Raw genomic sequence first — 15,321 nt, 5'->3', positions numbered from 1 at the left:
GGCTTATGTCCGCCATGACCTAGGAGCACCGGAGCTGGACCGTAGAAAAGCGAAGGCGACTGACCAGGTCTGGAGGCTTTTGTAAGTCCCCCGCAAGAAAGGATCATGAAGGACACTTTCGGCTGGTTTCTCCTAAGTTTTGTCTTTCATAGCCGTGATGAAGGACAAATTTAATGTTTTTCTCTATATTTTGTCTTTCATAACAATTATGAAGGACATTTTCGTTCGTAATTCCTGAATTTTGTCTTTCAATACCATGATGAAGGACAGTTCTTGTATGTAATCTAGAGCTTTTGTCCTTCATCCTTATCATATCACCCAATGCATACACCAGGATACATTTACCACAGTAAAACGAATGCAAGCCTGGTCATTATCAACAACAGGGTTTCGTATCGCCTTCGTTGGTTTTCGTATTTTTTCGTAGTATAATAAAAGGAGAGATAGTGGGGGGAGGACACACCTAAATGGAATTTGTTGTACCTTGTGTGACTTGTTACGGAGTGTGGCTTTCCCATTTGAGGTGATGAATTTGCAACGTGTGACAAACTGTATTTTGCAGCATAATAACCATATTTTAATGTTAAAAAAGCCGAGAAGAGGCTGGTATGCAGCACCTGGTGGGAAAATGGAGCCTGGTGAACATATACAGCAATCGGTGAAACGGGAATTTTCTGAAGAGACCGGACTAACGTTAATTAAACCGGAATTAAAGGGTGTTTTTACATTTGTAATCAAAGAAAATAACCAAACCATTAGGGAATGGATGATGTTTACCTTTTCCAGTTATGAATTTGATGGTAAGCTAACGGATTATTGTAGAGAAGGAGAACTGGAATGGGTTCCCTTAAGTGATGTTATGAACAAAGATATGGCTGAAGGAGATCGAGTGATTTATAAGCATATTATGAATCGTAATGATGTTTTATATGGTACGTTTACATATACATCTGATGATGAATTGCTTTCATTTCAAGTCGATTAAGTAGAAAGGGGGCAGAAAGAATGAGTGAAGAGGTACAAAAGGTTGAATTGGTTATCATTACAGGCATGTCGGGTGCAGGGAAGACCGTAGCTGTGCAAAGCTTTGAAGATTTAGGATACTTTTGTGTAGATAATTTGCCACCTGCACTGCTTCCTAAGTTTTTAGAATTAATGAAGGAAAACCACCAGCGCACACCTAAAGTTGCTGTTGTGATGGACCTTAGAGGAAGAGAGTTTTTTGACTCATTAATTGATACTCTTGTTCAGGTTGGAAAGGAAGATTGGATTTCTGAGCAAATTTTATTTCTGGAGGCCGATAACGACGTACTTGTCTCCCGTTATAAAGAAACAAGGAGATCCCACCCTCTTGCCCCCGATGGATTACCATTAGAGGGTATAAAAAAAGAGAGGAACTTGCTGGATGAGCTAAAGGGAAGGGCGCAAATTATTATTGATTCATCAGAACGAAAGCCGCGGGAACTAAGAGAAGAAATCCTGCAAGCCTTTAAAGGTCAGTCCCAGCATGTATTTTCGATGAATGTGGTGTCGTTTGGATTTAAACATGGTATGCCGATTGATGCTGATTTAGTCTTTGACGTTCGCTTTCTTCCTAATCCCCATTATGTAGAATCAATGCGTCCTTTAACAGGTAAGGATACTGAGGTTGCTGATTATGTCTTTAAATGGTCGGAAACTGCAACCTTCATGAATAAACTGTTAGATATGTTAGCATTTATGCTTCCACAGTATAAAAAAGAGGGAAAGAGACAATTAGTTGTTGGGATAGGCTGTACAGGCGGGCAGCATCGGTCTGTTGCGATTGCCGAAAAAATAGCTGATTATTTCAGTGAAGATTTTGACACATACGTTACGCATCGTGAGATAGATAAAAAGAAAGGATAGCAAATGGTTATGAGAGATGAGCGAAAACCAAATGTGGTGGTAATCGGAGGCGGGACAGGTATGCCCGTTTTAATTCGTGGACTAAAAGACTATCCTCTATCCGTATCTGCCATTGTAACGGTAGCTGATGATGGAGGAAGCTCGGGTCGTTTGCGAAGTGAAATGGCTATTCCGGCTCCTGGGGATATACGTAATGTGATTGCAGCCATGTCGGATGCTGAACCGATGATTTTAAAAATGTTTCAGCATCGATTTGAAAATGGAAATAGTCTTTCAGGGCACTCATTAGGGAATTTATTGCTTGCAGCAATGACATCTATTACTGGTGACTTTTATAAAGGGATTAAAGAAATTTCTCGAGTATTAAATGTAAAGGGCAGTATTTATCCGATTGCGAATCAAAATATGTACCTCCATGCTGAAATGGAGGATGGTACGATTATTTCCGGTGAATCTAAAATACCTCTAGTAAATAAACCGATTAAGCGGGTGTTTTTAAGTCCTGATCATATTGAGCCCTTACCTGAAGCGGTAGATGCTATCAAAGCTGCTGACTTAATCGTTATAGCTCCAGGAAGTCTCTATACAAGTATACTTCCGAATATTATTATTCCGGAGATTGGTGAAGCATTAAAGAAAAGGGTTGGAAAGATGGTCTATGTTTGTAATGTAATGACCCAGGACGGTGAAACACAAGGGTTTACTGCCGCTGATCACGTACAGGCCATTCATGACCATGTAGGAAAGTCTTGTGTAGATTCAATCGTTGTACACAATGCCCCTATTGAGCACGATGTCCAAAAGCTTTATGAAGAAGAAAATGCCAAGCCGGTTGTATATGATACACAACGCCTGCTTGAGATGGGTCTTGAGATTATTGAGGGAGATATCATTGATCACTCCAAAGTAAAATTACGTCATGATACTGATAAAATCGCAAAACTCTTATACTCGTTAATGGAAAATAAATGAAAAAAGGGGGTGCGGGATATGTCATTTGCATCAGATATAAAAAAGGAATTAACGAAGGTTGAAGTTGATTCATGCTGTGTAGAAGCGGAACTGTCCGCATTGATTAAAATGAATGGATCTGTTTCGATATCGAATCAGGAATATATTTTGGATATTCAAACGGAGAATGCTGCCATCGCTCGGCGTATTTACACCTTAATCAAAAAGTTATATGAACATCCTATTGAACTTTTGGTCCGTAAGAAAATGCGCCTTAAGAAGAATAACGTCTATATTGTACGGCTGAAAAAAGAAGTGCAGCCTTTTTTGGAACAGCTGGAGATTCTGGAAAATCCTTTTACCTTTAATCGAAAAATAGCTGAAAAGTATACGAAAAAAACCTGCTGTCGACGTTCCTATTTACGTGGTGCTTTTCTGGCAGGTGGATCTGTAAATAATCCCGAAACTTCCTCTTATCATTTGGAGATTTATACATTATATGAAGATCATAATGACGCATTGTGTGAGCTCATGAATATGTTTGATTTACATGCACGGACACTTGAGAGAAGAAAAGGATATATTACGTATTTAAAAGAAGCAGACAAGATTACAGAGCTATTGATTAATTTAGGAGCTCATCAGGCATTACTTAAATTTGAAGATGTACGTATTATGAGAGATATGCGCAATTCCGTTAATCGACTTGTGAATTGTGAAACAGCAAATTTAAATAAAACCATTGGTGCCGCATTCCGACAGGTTGAAAATATTCGTTATATTGAGCAAACGGTTGGGTTGGAAGCCTTGCCTGATCGATTACGTGAAATTGCGGAATTAAGGTTAAAGCACCAGGATGTTTCCCTTAAAGAATTAGGTGAACTCGTTTCAACCGGAAAAATTAGTAAATCTGGTATTAATCATCGTTTGAAAAAGATAGATGAGTTTTCTGATAAAGTTAGACGCGGGGAAATAAGTGAAATGTAGGTTTCCAGGGTAGCGGGAAAATAAGTCTATGGAATTTCAAATAGAGATAGGAGAATGCTTCTAAATGAAAGTTCCCCTTTATTTTTCCGTTTCCTTTTTCATCTTTCCATGATATAATGATTTTAAATTAAAACGCTTTCAAATTGAAGCGTTTCTTTCTATATTCATGTACTGATTCTCATTTAGATAAAGATGATACATAAATCGTTTTTCTGGTTTTTTAGTTAATGGAGAGCAGAGAGGAGAATACAGAATGGTTGAACGAAAGGTTACGGTTCAATTATCGACTGGTCTACAGGCAAGACCTGCAGCAAAATTTGTGCAGGAGGCCAATCGATTTTCAGCTAATATTTTTATTGAGAAAGATGGAAAACGAGTAAACGCCAAAAGTATTATGGGGCTAATGAGCCTTGCAGTTGCCAGCGGAGAAGAAATTGTATTACAAGCTGAAGGTTCTGATGAGCAGGATGTTATCCATGAATTAACAACATTTGTTACGCAGGAATAATTTTGAAATAACCGAAAAGAGCCTTTGACATGAAATCAAGGGCTCTCTCCGTACGATAAATTAAACATCGACACCATTCCTTTCGTCGTATTTCCTTTCTCTCCTACTCTACAGTCAGTACGTCACCTTAAAGTACTCTTAAGTCGATTTATTCAACGTTTTATGGTTTCTTCCTTCATAAAAACACCGACCAACAATATAATAAGCCCTAATAAGAAGATAATTGCGAAAACACAAAACATCATCAATCCACCCCAACCATTTTCCAATAATGCCTGCATAGGTCAATCCAACTGAAAAAGAAAAAGCTGGGGAAATGGGCACCATAAGGGCTATGCCCCACACTTTATATTTCAACTTTTTCGTTTTCAATTCGTTTAGCAGAGCGGTCGCCATTACACCTATTAATGCAATAAAATACCCTACAACACGCATTCATTTCGCCACTCCTTGCCTATTTGACTTGCACTAGCCGGAACGTTTATTTATTTTTATTAATGATTTCGTATTATTTTCCTGCAAACCAAACGGTAAAAAGCAAACCATTCATTAGGAATACATACAATGGAACCAGCGAAGTAAACAATGAAATCATCATAGGTTACGTTCCACGTTTGCTTTGAACAAGCTGAAAAAGGAAGAAAACTATCGGCTAAGGCCTATGTTTAATACTTATTAAAGATTAACAGCCTTTTCTTTACGGGCTTGTTGAATGTAATCTTTTCATTGCAAATCTTGCAATGGGCTGTGCAATTAACAACTCAATCCAAAATGCTACACCAAAGTTTCTAAACCAACTGTGAAAAAAGTTCTGAAAAGGTTCAAGGCTTATTTGTTTCGTACCAACCCAAGTTCCGATAATTGTAAGAATAATAGATAAGACTGTAACATTCAATAAAGTATTTAATAACACTCTGGCATTAAATCCATCTTTTTTTTCTACGAATTTTGGCATCACTTTACCAACTAATGGCCCCGCAACAAATCTTACTAATATAATGACGATAATCCACATAATCGGAATAACCTTTAAGGTTTCCTAGTAATTATCCTTACTGAAACCGAATTCCATCCCCATAATAATTGGTGCAATAGTGTTGACTGAAATAATCGAAATAATCAACATAAATATTATGCCCTCTTTTGGGGTTTGAGGCAGTCTATCTTCCCTATACATATTTTCACCCTCCGAAAAAGATGGCAGACGTATCATTCGACATATATTTTTGGTTAGTAAAACTCATACCAATATCTCTACACACTGATTATTCAATTTTAAACACGTTTTTAAATGAATTCCAGTCTTGAAAAAATTGAATTTATGTGAGCAAACTTGGATTTTGTTGTTAAACTAAATAGAGCTTTAATTAAAAAAGGATCGTCTTATGATTTAAGACGATCCCCATTTTTTATATAGGCTATATACACTTAAAACAGAACCCTTTTGACATGAGATTTAAGGCTCTATTTTAGGAATTTTTCGTTTCCATTACTTGATCAATTAGGCCATAATCTACTGCTTGTGACGCTGACATAAAGTTGTCGCGATCTGTGTCACGTTCAATGACTTCAAGTGGCTGACCTGTGCGATCGGAGAGAATTTGATTTAATTTTTTACGCATTTCCAGAATTCGTTCAGCGTGAATTTGGATATCCGACGCTTGACCTTGGGTTCCGCCAAGTGGCTGGTGAATCATTACTTCACTGTTTGGAAGAGCATAACGTTTTCCTTTCTCGCCAGCTGCAAGCAGGAAAGCACCCATAGATGCAGCCATTCCAATGCAGATCGTTGATACATTAGGTTTAATAAATTGCATTGTATCATGTATAGCCATTCCTGCAGTAATAGAACCACCTGGTGAGTTAATATACAAGGAAATATCTTTATCAGGGTCTTCAGCAGCAAGGAATAGCATTTGAGCTACAACGGTGTTTGCGACATTATCGTCGATCCCGCTTCCAAGCATAATGATACGGTCTTTAAGCAGTCTTGAGTAAATATCATAAGCACGTTCACCGCGATTGGTTTGTTCAATAACAGTTGGTATTAAATTCATAAAATGTATCCTCCTTATTTCACTAAGTATTTGTTGTCTGACTATCTTAAGAGTCAGATGGAGTTGTGAATTCTTTTGTTGTCATGTTTATCATACCTAATTGGTCAATAAAGGTCAAACGAAAACTTTCACTTTCTCAATTCTCTTCTTCTTGGTTTATTTTTACATTCCTGCCAGACGCTTAAAATCATTATATGTATGAAGGTACAAACGAATCCCTACTATCCTCTCCTATAATATATAGTGATATACAAGGGATAACTCTCTTTTGAAATCATTTGTGTTTTGCTGTGTTTACGAATTTTGATTGTTACTTGCGTTTTTTACGTTTGAACCGTATAATAAAACATGTCGTTTTCTTTATAATTAAAGATTTTGCCCTCGTGGTGTAACGGATAGCACGCGAGATTCCGGTTCTCGTAATAGGGGTTCGATTCCCTTCGAGGGCGCTAGCTATAGTTCGGAAAACTGAAATATAAAATTGACAAACACCGCTATAATGTTGATTTATCAACGTTTGGCGGTGTTTTTGTATTTCGTTAAGGGTTAAACTAAAAAATATGATTTCGACTTGTTTTACACATTTTTTACACAACCAATGTTTTTAAAGGATAGAGTATGATGCAAAAAGCTGAATGGGGTTATGTATATGTAGAATCGGTTATTATTGGATGCGGAATAGGATACAGTTCAGGAGGTTCGGCAAACAAAGTTAAAATTGATAACGAGAAGAAAGACGGATCAAGAGGGCGTTAATACGATAAAAGTAAAAGAATCTGATTTAACCGAGTTAGAGAATACACCGAGTTCCAGAACTGAAGAACTCGATTCTTTAAACGATGAAATATCTAAGGCAGAACAAAAACTTAAAGATAATGAAGAAAAGTTAACCACTTAACAAAACTTGAAAATAATGAGGAACAAATGGAATCTGATATTAACAAAAGTGAAGAAACCTTGTCGCAATTAGATTCTGAGATTTCCTCTGCTGAAGACAAATTGCAAGAATTACAAGGAGGAGTGGAAAAAGCAGAAGGCGAACCTAAAGAGTTAGGTGCTGGTCAGTTTTTTGTAGGAACGGATTTACCAGAGGGAAGATATGAAGTGTTGCCGGTAGGTGATGGAAGTAATTTTACAGTTTAGAGTGAAAGTGGAGATAAAGGTAAATACAATTTTAGGATCAAACGGTGTTCAAAGCTACGTATTTTTAGCCAGTAAGAATGATTATATAAAATCAGAAGCTCCTACTAAATTTGTTCCAGTGGAGTAAATAAAAAAGGCAGCACTCGTTTTGAGTAAGCTGTCTTTTACATAAAAAAAGTTTAAAAATCCCTTATACAAATATAAGTTATATAGAGGCTGATTCAAAGTTTTGAATCAGCCTCTTTTTTTGTTATCCAGTCGAATTTTTATACTTATTTTTTCTCTTTGAAGGCTAAACTTTTTGTTATACTTAATGTAGTCATAAATTTTTATTCTTTAGAGGGGGGATAATGATGAAGCCAAAATTAACCCAGGAACAAAAGCTGACCTGGAAGTTGACCCAGCAGCTCGGGCAGGCAATTGAAATCCTCCAATACAATGGATTTCAGTTGCAGCAATTTCTGGAAGAGCAAATGAAGGAAAACCCCCTTATTGAAATAGAAACAGAGAGCTTTACATCAGATTATACACGTCCGAAACAAGGAATGGGATTTGATGAAAGCTTTTGGATTGATGAAGAACAGGATCTGGCTGATTATATGAAAGAGCAATTAATCGATAAAGACTTGTCTCCCTCATTCAGGGAAATAGTGGAGTTTGGTATTGATTCTTTAGATGAAAATGGTTATTTAACCGTTGCTTTAACGGATTGGCAATTAGCTTTTCATACGGGCGAAGAAATGATTGAAGAGGCTTTGGAGCTTATTCAAAGCCTGGAACCAGCTGGAATTGGCGCGAGAACTCTGCAGGAATGCTTAGCTCTCCAGCTTCGTCGCAAGCCTGTCCCCAATCACTTGGCGATTGACATCGTAACAAACCATTTGGAATGGGTGGCTGATTATCGAATAGAGGAAATGGTGCTTGAATATGGCGTTTCTGAAAAGGAAATTAAAGAGGCGATTCAGGATATTCAGGCGTTATATCCAAAACCAGGTATATTAGTTGCTGGCAGAACATCATCTACTATTATTCCAGATGGAGAGGTATATCAAAGTGAAGGGACTTGGAAGGTTGCGTTAACCAAATGGAACAGACCTTCTGTTACTATTTATGATTATTCTTTAAATCAAAATGACCTGAGCCAGGAGGAAAAGGAATTTTTTCAAAAGTATACCCAACAGGGAAAATGGCTGCAAAAAGCCTTAATACAGCGCTCGGATAGTCTGGAGAGGGTTTTTGCAGCCATTGTGAAACACCAGATATTATTTTTTGATCAAGGACCAGAACGTTTAAAGCCTTTAGTTCTTAGAGAAATAGCAGAAGAACTGAACTTGCACGTGTCCACTGTTAGTCGAGCCGTGAAGGAAAAGTATTTACAAACACCACACGGAGTCTTTCCTGTAAAGTTTTTCTTTCAGTCTGGACTCAAGTCAAACACAGGGGAAATTAGTGCTTATGCTATAAAGATATTAATAAAGGAAATGATTGATTATGAGGATAAGCAAAAGCCTTTATCAGATCAGAAAATTTCTGAGCTACTAAAACATGAGTTTCACATCGAAATTTCCAGGCGTACGGTAGCTAAATATCGTTTGGAGCTTAAACTGCCTTCATCCAACAGACGAAAAAGGAGAATGCATAATGAGTAAAAACATTATATTTTATACGAAAGAGCAGTGCCCTCTCTGTGATGAAGCCAGAGGTTTATTGATGCTTTTACAAGAGGAGTATGATTTTGATATCGAGGAGAAGGACATTTACCAGGATGATGAACTCCTTGAGAAATACCAGATTTCTATCCCGGTTATTCAGGTTGATGAAGAAGAAATCGATGGATCACAAATGAATTTTCAACAAATAAGAAAAGTTTTTGACAAAAAGCTAAGATAATTGCATACTAGATTACGGATTGATAAAATAAATAGTGAAGAAGTTGATGTATTTTTTTACACCAATCGGGACAAAATAGTCCACACTGGGACGGAATAATCCCAAAAAGATTCTAAAGGGGCTTTTTTATGAAAGACCTGATATCTTTACAACAAAAAGTTTTCCCTGAAGTAATGGAATTTATGGAACGTCGCACAAATTTATTGAAAAGTATTCAGTTACTTCAGCCCATTGGTCGCAGAAGTTTAGCTGAGCAGGCTAAGCTTGCGGAGCGACTCGTGCGTGGAGAAGTTGAATTTTTCCAGCAGCAGGGCTTTGTGGAGATTACTTCAAAGGGAATACATATGACAACGGAGGGTTCTAAGGTTACAGAGCAATTGGAGCAGCTTATGCAGGAAATTTCCGGCTTAAAAGTGCTTGAGAATCAAGTGAAAGAAAAGTTTCAGCTTGAGAAAGTAATCGTAGTCCCCGGTAATAGTGATGATGAAAGAAGGGTAAAACAAGAGTTAGGAAAAGCTTGTGTTTCCTATTTAAAAGGTGTCCTGGAAGATAATATGACAATTGCGGTGACTGGTGGAAGTACGATGTCGCTTGTAGCTGAATCCATGACTCCTTTAAACAAAAAGAATTGCTTGTTTGTTCCTTCACGTGGTGGTCTTGGTGAGCAGTTGGAGAATCAGGCCAATACCATTTGCGCACAGATGGCTAATAAAGCCCAAGGTGAATATCGACTTCTTTATGTACCAGATCCTATAAGTGAAAAAGCCTATCAATCCATAATCGAGGAACCAGCTGTAAAAGAGATATCCAACGAAATTCAACATGCCGATATTGTGTTACACGGTATTGGTGAGGCACTAACCATGGCCGAAAGAAGAAAAACACCTGAAGACCAGTTGAAAAGAATCAAGGAAGATCATGGTGTAGGTGAAGCCTTTGGATATTATTTTGATAAATCCGGAAAAATTGTACACAAAGTACGGACAGTTGGATTGCAAATGGAGGATTTGCAAAAGATAAAACAAGTCATTGCTGTAGCAGGTGGTACATCGAAAGCAGATGCTATTGAATCTTATTTCAAACAAGGCCGAAGTAATGTATTAATTACTGATGAAGCTGCGGCAGAAAAGTTAGTAAAGGGGTAACCCTTTCATATAAAAAAGGATTTAAAATTCTAAGGAGGAATTATAAATGGTAAAAGTAGGTATTAATGGTTTTGGCCGTATTGGTCGTAACGTATTCCGTGCAGCACTTAATAACAATGATGTAGAGGTTGTAGCAATCAACGACCTTACTGATGCTAATATGCTAGCACATCTTCTACAATATGATACTGTTCATGGCAAGCTTGACCAGGAAGTAAGCGTTGATGGAGAAAACCTGGTTGTTGGTGGTAAAACGATTCAAGTACTATCTGAAAGAGATCCAGCTAACTTAGGATGGGGCGATTTAGGAGTTGAAATCGTAATTGAATCTACAGGTCGCTTCACACAACGTGATGATGCGAAGAAACACCTTGATGCAGGTGCAAAGAAAGTAATTATCTCTGCTCCAGCTAAGCAAGAGGATCTAACAGTCGTTATGGGTGTTAACGAAGATCAATACGATCCAGAAAGTCATCACGTACTTTCCAATGCATCTTGTACAACAAACTGCTTAGCACCATTTGCTAAAGTGTTAAATGACAAATTTGGAATTAAGCGTGGATTAATGACAACTGTTCACTCATATACAAATGATCAGCAAATTCTTGACTTACCACATAAAGATTACCGTCGTGCACGTGCAGCAGGAGAAAACATTATCCCAACTACAACTGGTGCAGCAAAAGCTGTTTCCTTAGTACTTCCTGAACTTGAAGGAAAACTAAATGGTATGGCCATGCGTGTTCCAACACCAAACGTTTCTCTTGTTGACTTAGTAGCAGAGCTAGATGAAAATGTAACAGCAGAAGATGTGAATGCTGCTCTTAAAGAAGCTGCTGAAGGTGAATTGAAAGGAATCCTTGGATACTCTGATGAGCCTTTAGTTTCCCGTGACTATAACGGAAATACAGCTTCTTCTACAATCGATGCTCTAACAACTCAAGTACTTGAAGATAACATGGTTAAAGTGATCTCATGGTATGACAACGAATCTGGCTACTCCAACCGTTGTGTAGACCTAGCTGCATATATTGCTAACAAAGGTCTATAATACGAAAAGAGGAAAAAACAACCTCTCCTAACAGGATATAGAACACATAAGGAGGAGGAAGGGAAACACCCTCCTCCTTGTGGTGTTTTTCATTATGTTTGTAATCTAAGATACATATTGCTCAACAAAGGAGGGCATTGTCATGAAAAAGCAGACAATCCGTGATGTTGATGTGAAAGGGAAAAAAGTTTTTTGCCGTGTCGACTTTAACGTACCGATGGATAACGGTGAAATTACGGATGAAACGAGAATAAAAGCAGCTTTACCAACCATCGATTTTTTAGTTGGTAACGGGGCTAAAGTGATTTTGGCCAGTCACCTGGGACGTCCCAAAGGTGGAGTCGTAGATGAATTACGCCTGGATGCTGTTGCTCAAACATTAAGTGACCGTTTAAATAAGCCGGTAACGAAGACAGATCAGGTTTATGGTGAAGAAGTAAATCAGGCGATTAGCGAAATGGAAAATGGAGATGTTGTTCTTCTTGAAAATGTACGCTTTGAAGCAGGAGAAAAGAAAAATGACCCTGAACTTGCAAAGGCATTTGCTGATTTAGCTGATTTATATGTGAACGACGCATTTGGTGCCGCTCATCGTGCCCACGCTTCAACAGAAGGAATTGCTCAATACCTGCCAGCAGTAGCCGGATTTCTCATGGAAAAAGAATTAGAAGTACTAGGAAATGCATTGGAAAACCCAGATCGCCCATTCACAGCCATTATTGGCGGGGCAAAAGTTAAGGATAAAATTGGGGTTATCGATCATCTAATTGATAAAGCGGATAATTTGATTCTTGGTGGAGGCCTGGCTTATACATTTATTAAAGCAAAAGGCTATGAAATCGGAAAATCATTACTAGAAGAAGACAAAATAGATATGGCGAAGGACTTTATGAAGAAAGCGGAAGAAAAAGGCGTTCATTTATATCTGCCAATCGATATTGTTGTAGCTGATGATTTTTCTGAAGAGGCGAACACCCAAATTGTTTCTATTGATGAAATCCCATCCGATTGGGAAGGTCTCGATATTGGACCAGAAACAAGAAAGAAATATGATCAAGTTGTGAAAGATTCCAAACTTGTCATCTGGAATGGACCTATGGGTGTGTTTGAGCTTGAATTATTCTCTAATGGTACAAAATCCGTTGCCGAATCACTCGCCCAGACAGAAGGCTATACAGTTATAGGTGGCGGAGACTCAGCAGCAGCCGTAGAAAAGTTTGGAAAAGCTGATCAGATGGATCATATCTCAACTGGTGGCGGAGCATCTCTAGAATTTATGGAAGGTAAAGTACTTCCAGGGGTAGCTGCCTTGAATGATAAAGAATAACAGGATTTGAAACGAATTTACTGATGAGGTGATAGGATGCGCAAAAAAATTATTGCCGGTAACTGGAAAATGAACAAAGTTGTCTCTGAAGCCGAGCAGTTTTTGAGTGAGGTAAAAGGAAATGTTCCTGCTTCAGAGCAAGTGGAAAGTGTCGTTTGTGCTCCATTTGTTTCTCTTCCTGCTTTAGTAGAACAGGCAAAAGGAACAGATGTAAAAATTGCTGCACAAAATATGCATTTTGAAGACAATGGCGCTTTCACAGGTGAAGTAAGTCCAGTTATGCTGAAGGATTTAGGCGTAGAGTATGTAGTATTAGGACATTCAGAACGTCGTGAACTGTTTAATGAGACAGACGAATCGGTTAATAAAAAAGTACATGCAGCATTTAATCATGAGCTTACACCAATTGTTTGCGTAGGAGAGACGTTAGATCAAAGAGAAGCCAATGAGACAAAATCTCATGTTGAAAAGCAAGTAAAAGCAGCTCTTGAAGGTCTTTCTGAGAAGCAGGTCAAGCAGGTTGTTTTAGCCTATGAACCTATTTGGGCGATTGGAACTGGTAAAACCGCAACTTCTGAGCAGGCAAATGAAGTTTGTACTCATATTCGTGAAGTTGTAAAATCAGCCGTTTCTGAATCTGCAGCAGATGCTGTTCGTATACAATATGGCGGAAGTGTAAAGCCAGCGAATGTTGATGAGCTATTAGCTCAATCAGATATTGACGGTGCCCTTGTAGGAGGCGCTAGTCTTGAAGCTGACTCCTTCTTAAAACTAGTGGAGGCAGGTAAACATGAGTAAAGATAAATTAGCAGCATTAATCATTTTAGACGGTTTTGCATTACGGGATGAGGAGAAAGGAAACGCGGTTAAACAAGCCAATACACCTAATTTTGACCGTTATTGGAACCAGTTCCCTCATACTCAGTTACAAGCAAGCGGGAAAGCTGTAGGACTTCCTGAAGGGCAAATGGGGAACTCTGAAGTTGGTCACTTGAATATTGGTGCAGGCCGGGTCGTTTACCAAAGCTTAACCCGTATAAACTTATCGATTGAAGATCAAAGCTTTTTCCAAAACGAACAATTTAATGATGTTGTTCAGCATGTAAAAAGTAAGGATAAGGCCCTTCATATCTTTGGTTTGCTATCTGATGGCGGCGTTCATAGCCACATTGAACATTTATTTGCTCTGCTTAAAATGGCAGCTGATAATGGTCTGGAAAAAGTATATGTACATGCATTTCTTGATGGACGTGATGTTGGTCCTAAAACAGGATCTACGTACATTAATCAGACAGAAGAAAAAATGAAAGAATATGGTGTGGGACAATTCGCGACCATTTCCGGACGTTATTATGCGATGGACCGTGATAAGCGCTGGGAGCGTATAGAACTTGCTTATCGTGCGATGGTTTACGGGGAAGGACCAAAATTCAACAATCCTCATGAAGTTTTAGAAGATGCCTATGAGGATGAGGTGTTTGATGAATTTGTCATCCCGGCTGTTATGACCGATGACAATGGAGATCCCGTTGCAACGATTGATGATGAAGATGCCATTATCTTTTATAACTTTAGACCTGATCGTGCTTCTCAAATGACACGAACCTTCACCAATCCTGATTTTGCTGGATTTGATTTAGGGGAAAAGGCACCAAAGAATGTGCAATTTGTCATGCTTACCCAATACAGTGATGACATTGATGCCAACGTTGCTTTCGGTCCAAATAATTTAAAGAATACCATTGGTGAAGTGGTTTCCAAAGAAGGATTAACTCAACTTAGAATTGCTGAAACAGAAAAATATCCACATGTTACCTACTTCATGAGTGGGGGACGTGAAGAAACCTTTGAAGGTGAAGATCGTATTTTAATTAATTCCCCTAAGGTTGCAACCTATGATTTGAAGCCGGAAATGAGTGTGTATGAAGTAACGGATGCACTTGTAAAGGATATCGAAGAAGATAATCATAACGTTATTCTGCTAAACTTCGCTAACCCGGACATGGTAGGACATTCAGGAAGACTTGAGCCCACGATTAAAGCCATTGAAGCAGTGGATGAATGTTTAGGTAGAGTTGTGGACAAAATTTTAGAAAAAGGTGGTCATACCGTTATTACAGCCGACCACGGTAATTCTGATGAGGTTATTACATTGGATGATAAACCTATGACAGCTCATACCACAAATCCCGTTCCGGTTATTGTGACAAAAGAGGGTGTAGAATTACGAGAAGAAGGTATTCTAGGCGATTTGTCCCCAACGATTTTAGACTTATTGGATGTAGAAAAACCAATTGAAATGACAGGCGAATCGTTAATTAAGAAATCCTAAGGGTAAGCATCCCAGGTTAAGCAGGAATGTAAATCCTCTTAAC

Annotated in this window: 18 protein-coding genes, 1 tRNA gene and 1 pseudogene; 17 read left to right on the top strand and 3 right to left on the bottom strand. The window is 38.3% G+C overall.

Annotated elements, in window-relative coordinates; all coding sequences use genetic code 11:
* The first annotated feature begins 526 nt into the window (after window positions 1–526).
* The 5 genes from BMX63_RS01060 (at window position 527) to BMX63_RS01040 (ending at window position 4,333) form a co-directional block, all read left to right on the top strand.
* Window positions 527–985 (top strand): NUDIX hydrolase, encoded by a 459-nt coding sequence (locus tag BMX63_RS01060; RefSeq protein ID WP_342730874.1) that lies wholly within the window; start codon window positions 527–529, stop codon window positions 983–985.
* 20 nt (window positions 986–1,005) lie between these two features.
* Window positions 1,006–1,887 carry an RNase adapter RapZ gene (gene rapZ, locus BMX63_RS01055; protein WP_093131091.1) on the top strand — a complete coding sequence of 294 codons (882 nt, stop codon included), beginning with the start codon at window positions 1,006–1,008 and terminating at the stop codon, window positions 1,885–1,887.
* Between the two features lie 9 nt (window positions 1,888–1,896).
* Window positions 1,897–2,859: a gluconeogenesis factor YvcK family protein gene (locus tag BMX63_RS01050; protein WP_093131089.1), complete on the top strand. Its 963-nt coding sequence runs from the start codon at window positions 1,897–1,899 to the stop codon at window positions 2,857–2,859.
* An 18-nt stretch (window positions 2,860–2,877) separates the two neighbouring features.
* Window positions 2,878–3,825, top strand: coding sequence for a DNA-binding protein WhiA (gene whiA / locus BMX63_RS01045; RefSeq protein WP_093131087.1), 948 nt, complete (start codon window positions 2,878–2,880; stop codon window positions 3,823–3,825).
* A gap of 253 nt (window positions 3,826–4,078) precedes the next feature.
* On the top strand, window positions 4,079–4,333 hold the full coding sequence (locus tag BMX63_RS01040) for an HPr family phosphocarrier protein (RefSeq protein ID WP_093131085.1): 255 nt from the start codon (window positions 4,079–4,081) through the stop codon (window positions 4,331–4,333).
* 138 nt (window positions 4,334–4,471) lie between these two features.
* On the opposite strand, the gene BMX63_RS01035 is transcribed toward BMX63_RS01040, so the two are convergent.
* From BMX63_RS01035 to clpP, 3 genes and pseudogenes are all read right to left on the bottom strand, one after another.
* Window positions 4,472–4,768, bottom strand: coding sequence for a hypothetical protein (locus BMX63_RS01035; protein ID WP_093131083.1), 297 nt, complete (start codon window positions 4,766–4,768; stop codon window positions 4,472–4,474).
* Between the two features lie 240 nt (window positions 4,769–5,008).
* Window positions 5,009–5,510 (bottom strand): annotated as a pseudogene (locus BMX63_RS18705) (DUF2798 domain-containing protein).
* Window positions 5,511–5,802: 292 nt separating this feature from the next.
* Complete coding sequence (clpP, locus tag BMX63_RS01025) at window positions 5,803–6,390, bottom strand: ATP-dependent Clp endopeptidase proteolytic subunit ClpP (RefSeq protein ID WP_093131082.1); 588 nt, start codon at window positions 6,388–6,390, stop codon at window positions 5,803–5,805.
* A gap of 377 nt (window positions 6,391–6,767) precedes the next feature.
* Between clpP and BMX63_RS01020 the strand changes: the two genes are divergently transcribed.
* From BMX63_RS01020 to gpmI, 12 genes are all read left to right on the top strand, one after another.
* Window positions 6,768–6,839 (top strand) — tRNA-Arg (locus tag BMX63_RS01020).
* A gap of 172 nt (window positions 6,840–7,011) precedes the next feature.
* Entirely contained in the window at window positions 7,012–7,146 is a 135-nt protein-coding gene (locus BMX63_RS18595; protein WP_281242703.1) for a hypothetical protein, read from the top strand.
* On the top strand, window positions 7,109–7,288 hold the full coding sequence (locus BMX63_RS17815) for a hypothetical protein (protein WP_093131080.1): 180 nt from the start codon (window positions 7,109–7,111) through the stop codon (window positions 7,286–7,288). Before BMX63_RS18595 ends, BMX63_RS17815 begins: the two co-directional genes overlap by 38 nt.
* A 26-nt stretch (window positions 7,289–7,314) precedes the next feature.
* Window positions 7,315–7,533 carry a hypothetical protein gene (locus BMX63_RS01010; protein WP_093131078.1) on the top strand — a complete coding sequence of 73 codons (219 nt, stop codon included), beginning with the start codon at window positions 7,315–7,317 and terminating at the stop codon, window positions 7,531–7,533.
* On the top strand, window positions 7,511–7,660 hold the full coding sequence (locus BMX63_RS18240; RefSeq protein ID WP_220083795.1) for a hypothetical protein: 150 nt from the start codon (window positions 7,511–7,513) through the stop codon (window positions 7,658–7,660). The genes BMX63_RS01010 and BMX63_RS18240 overlap by 23 nt, the downstream gene beginning before the upstream one ends.
* A gap of 226 nt (window positions 7,661–7,886) precedes the next feature.
* Window positions 7,887–9,182: an RNA polymerase factor sigma-54 gene (gene rpoN / locus BMX63_RS01005; protein WP_177167115.1), complete on the top strand. Its 1,296-nt coding sequence runs from the start codon at window positions 7,887–7,889 to the stop codon at window positions 9,180–9,182.
* Window positions 9,175–9,423 carry a glutaredoxin family protein gene (locus tag BMX63_RS01000; RefSeq protein WP_093131073.1) on the top strand — a complete coding sequence of 83 codons (249 nt, stop codon included), beginning with the start codon at window positions 9,175–9,177 and terminating at the stop codon, window positions 9,421–9,423. The genes rpoN and BMX63_RS01000 overlap by 8 nt, the downstream gene beginning before the upstream one ends.
* A gap of 128 nt (window positions 9,424–9,551) precedes the next feature.
* Window positions 9,552–10,568 carry a sugar-binding transcriptional regulator gene (locus BMX63_RS00995; RefSeq protein ID WP_093131071.1) on the top strand — a complete coding sequence of 339 codons (1,017 nt, stop codon included), beginning with the start codon at window positions 9,552–9,554 and terminating at the stop codon, window positions 10,566–10,568.
* A 46-nt stretch (window positions 10,569–10,614) separates the two neighbouring features.
* Entirely contained in the window at window positions 10,615–11,619 is a 1,005-nt protein-coding gene (gap, locus tag BMX63_RS00990) for a type I glyceraldehyde-3-phosphate dehydrogenase (RefSeq protein WP_093131069.1), read from the top strand.
* 142 nt (window positions 11,620–11,761) lie between these two features.
* Window positions 11,762–12,946, top strand: coding sequence for a phosphoglycerate kinase (locus tag BMX63_RS00985; protein WP_093131067.1), 1,185 nt, complete (start codon window positions 11,762–11,764; stop codon window positions 12,944–12,946).
* A gap of 36 nt (window positions 12,947–12,982) precedes the next feature.
* Window positions 12,983–13,744, top strand: coding sequence for a triose-phosphate isomerase (gene tpiA, locus BMX63_RS00980; protein ID WP_093131065.1), 762 nt, complete (start codon window positions 12,983–12,985; stop codon window positions 13,742–13,744).
* The gene (gene gpmI, locus BMX63_RS00975) at window positions 13,737–15,278 is read left to right on the top strand and encodes a 2,3-bisphosphoglycerate-independent phosphoglycerate mutase (protein ID WP_093131063.1); all 1,542 of its coding nucleotides are present in this window, start codon (window positions 13,737–13,739) and stop codon (window positions 15,276–15,278) included. The genes tpiA and gpmI overlap by 8 nt, the downstream gene beginning before the upstream one ends.
* Window positions 15,279–15,321: the final 43 nt, after the last annotated feature.

The organism is Salinibacillus kushneri, from assembly GCF_900111405.1.
In the GTDB taxonomy this organism is placed as follows: domain Bacteria; phylum Bacillota; class Bacilli; order Bacillales; family Alkalibacillaceae; genus Salinibacillus; species Salinibacillus kushneri.
This window is presented reverse-complemented; position numbering and strand designations above follow the sequence as displayed.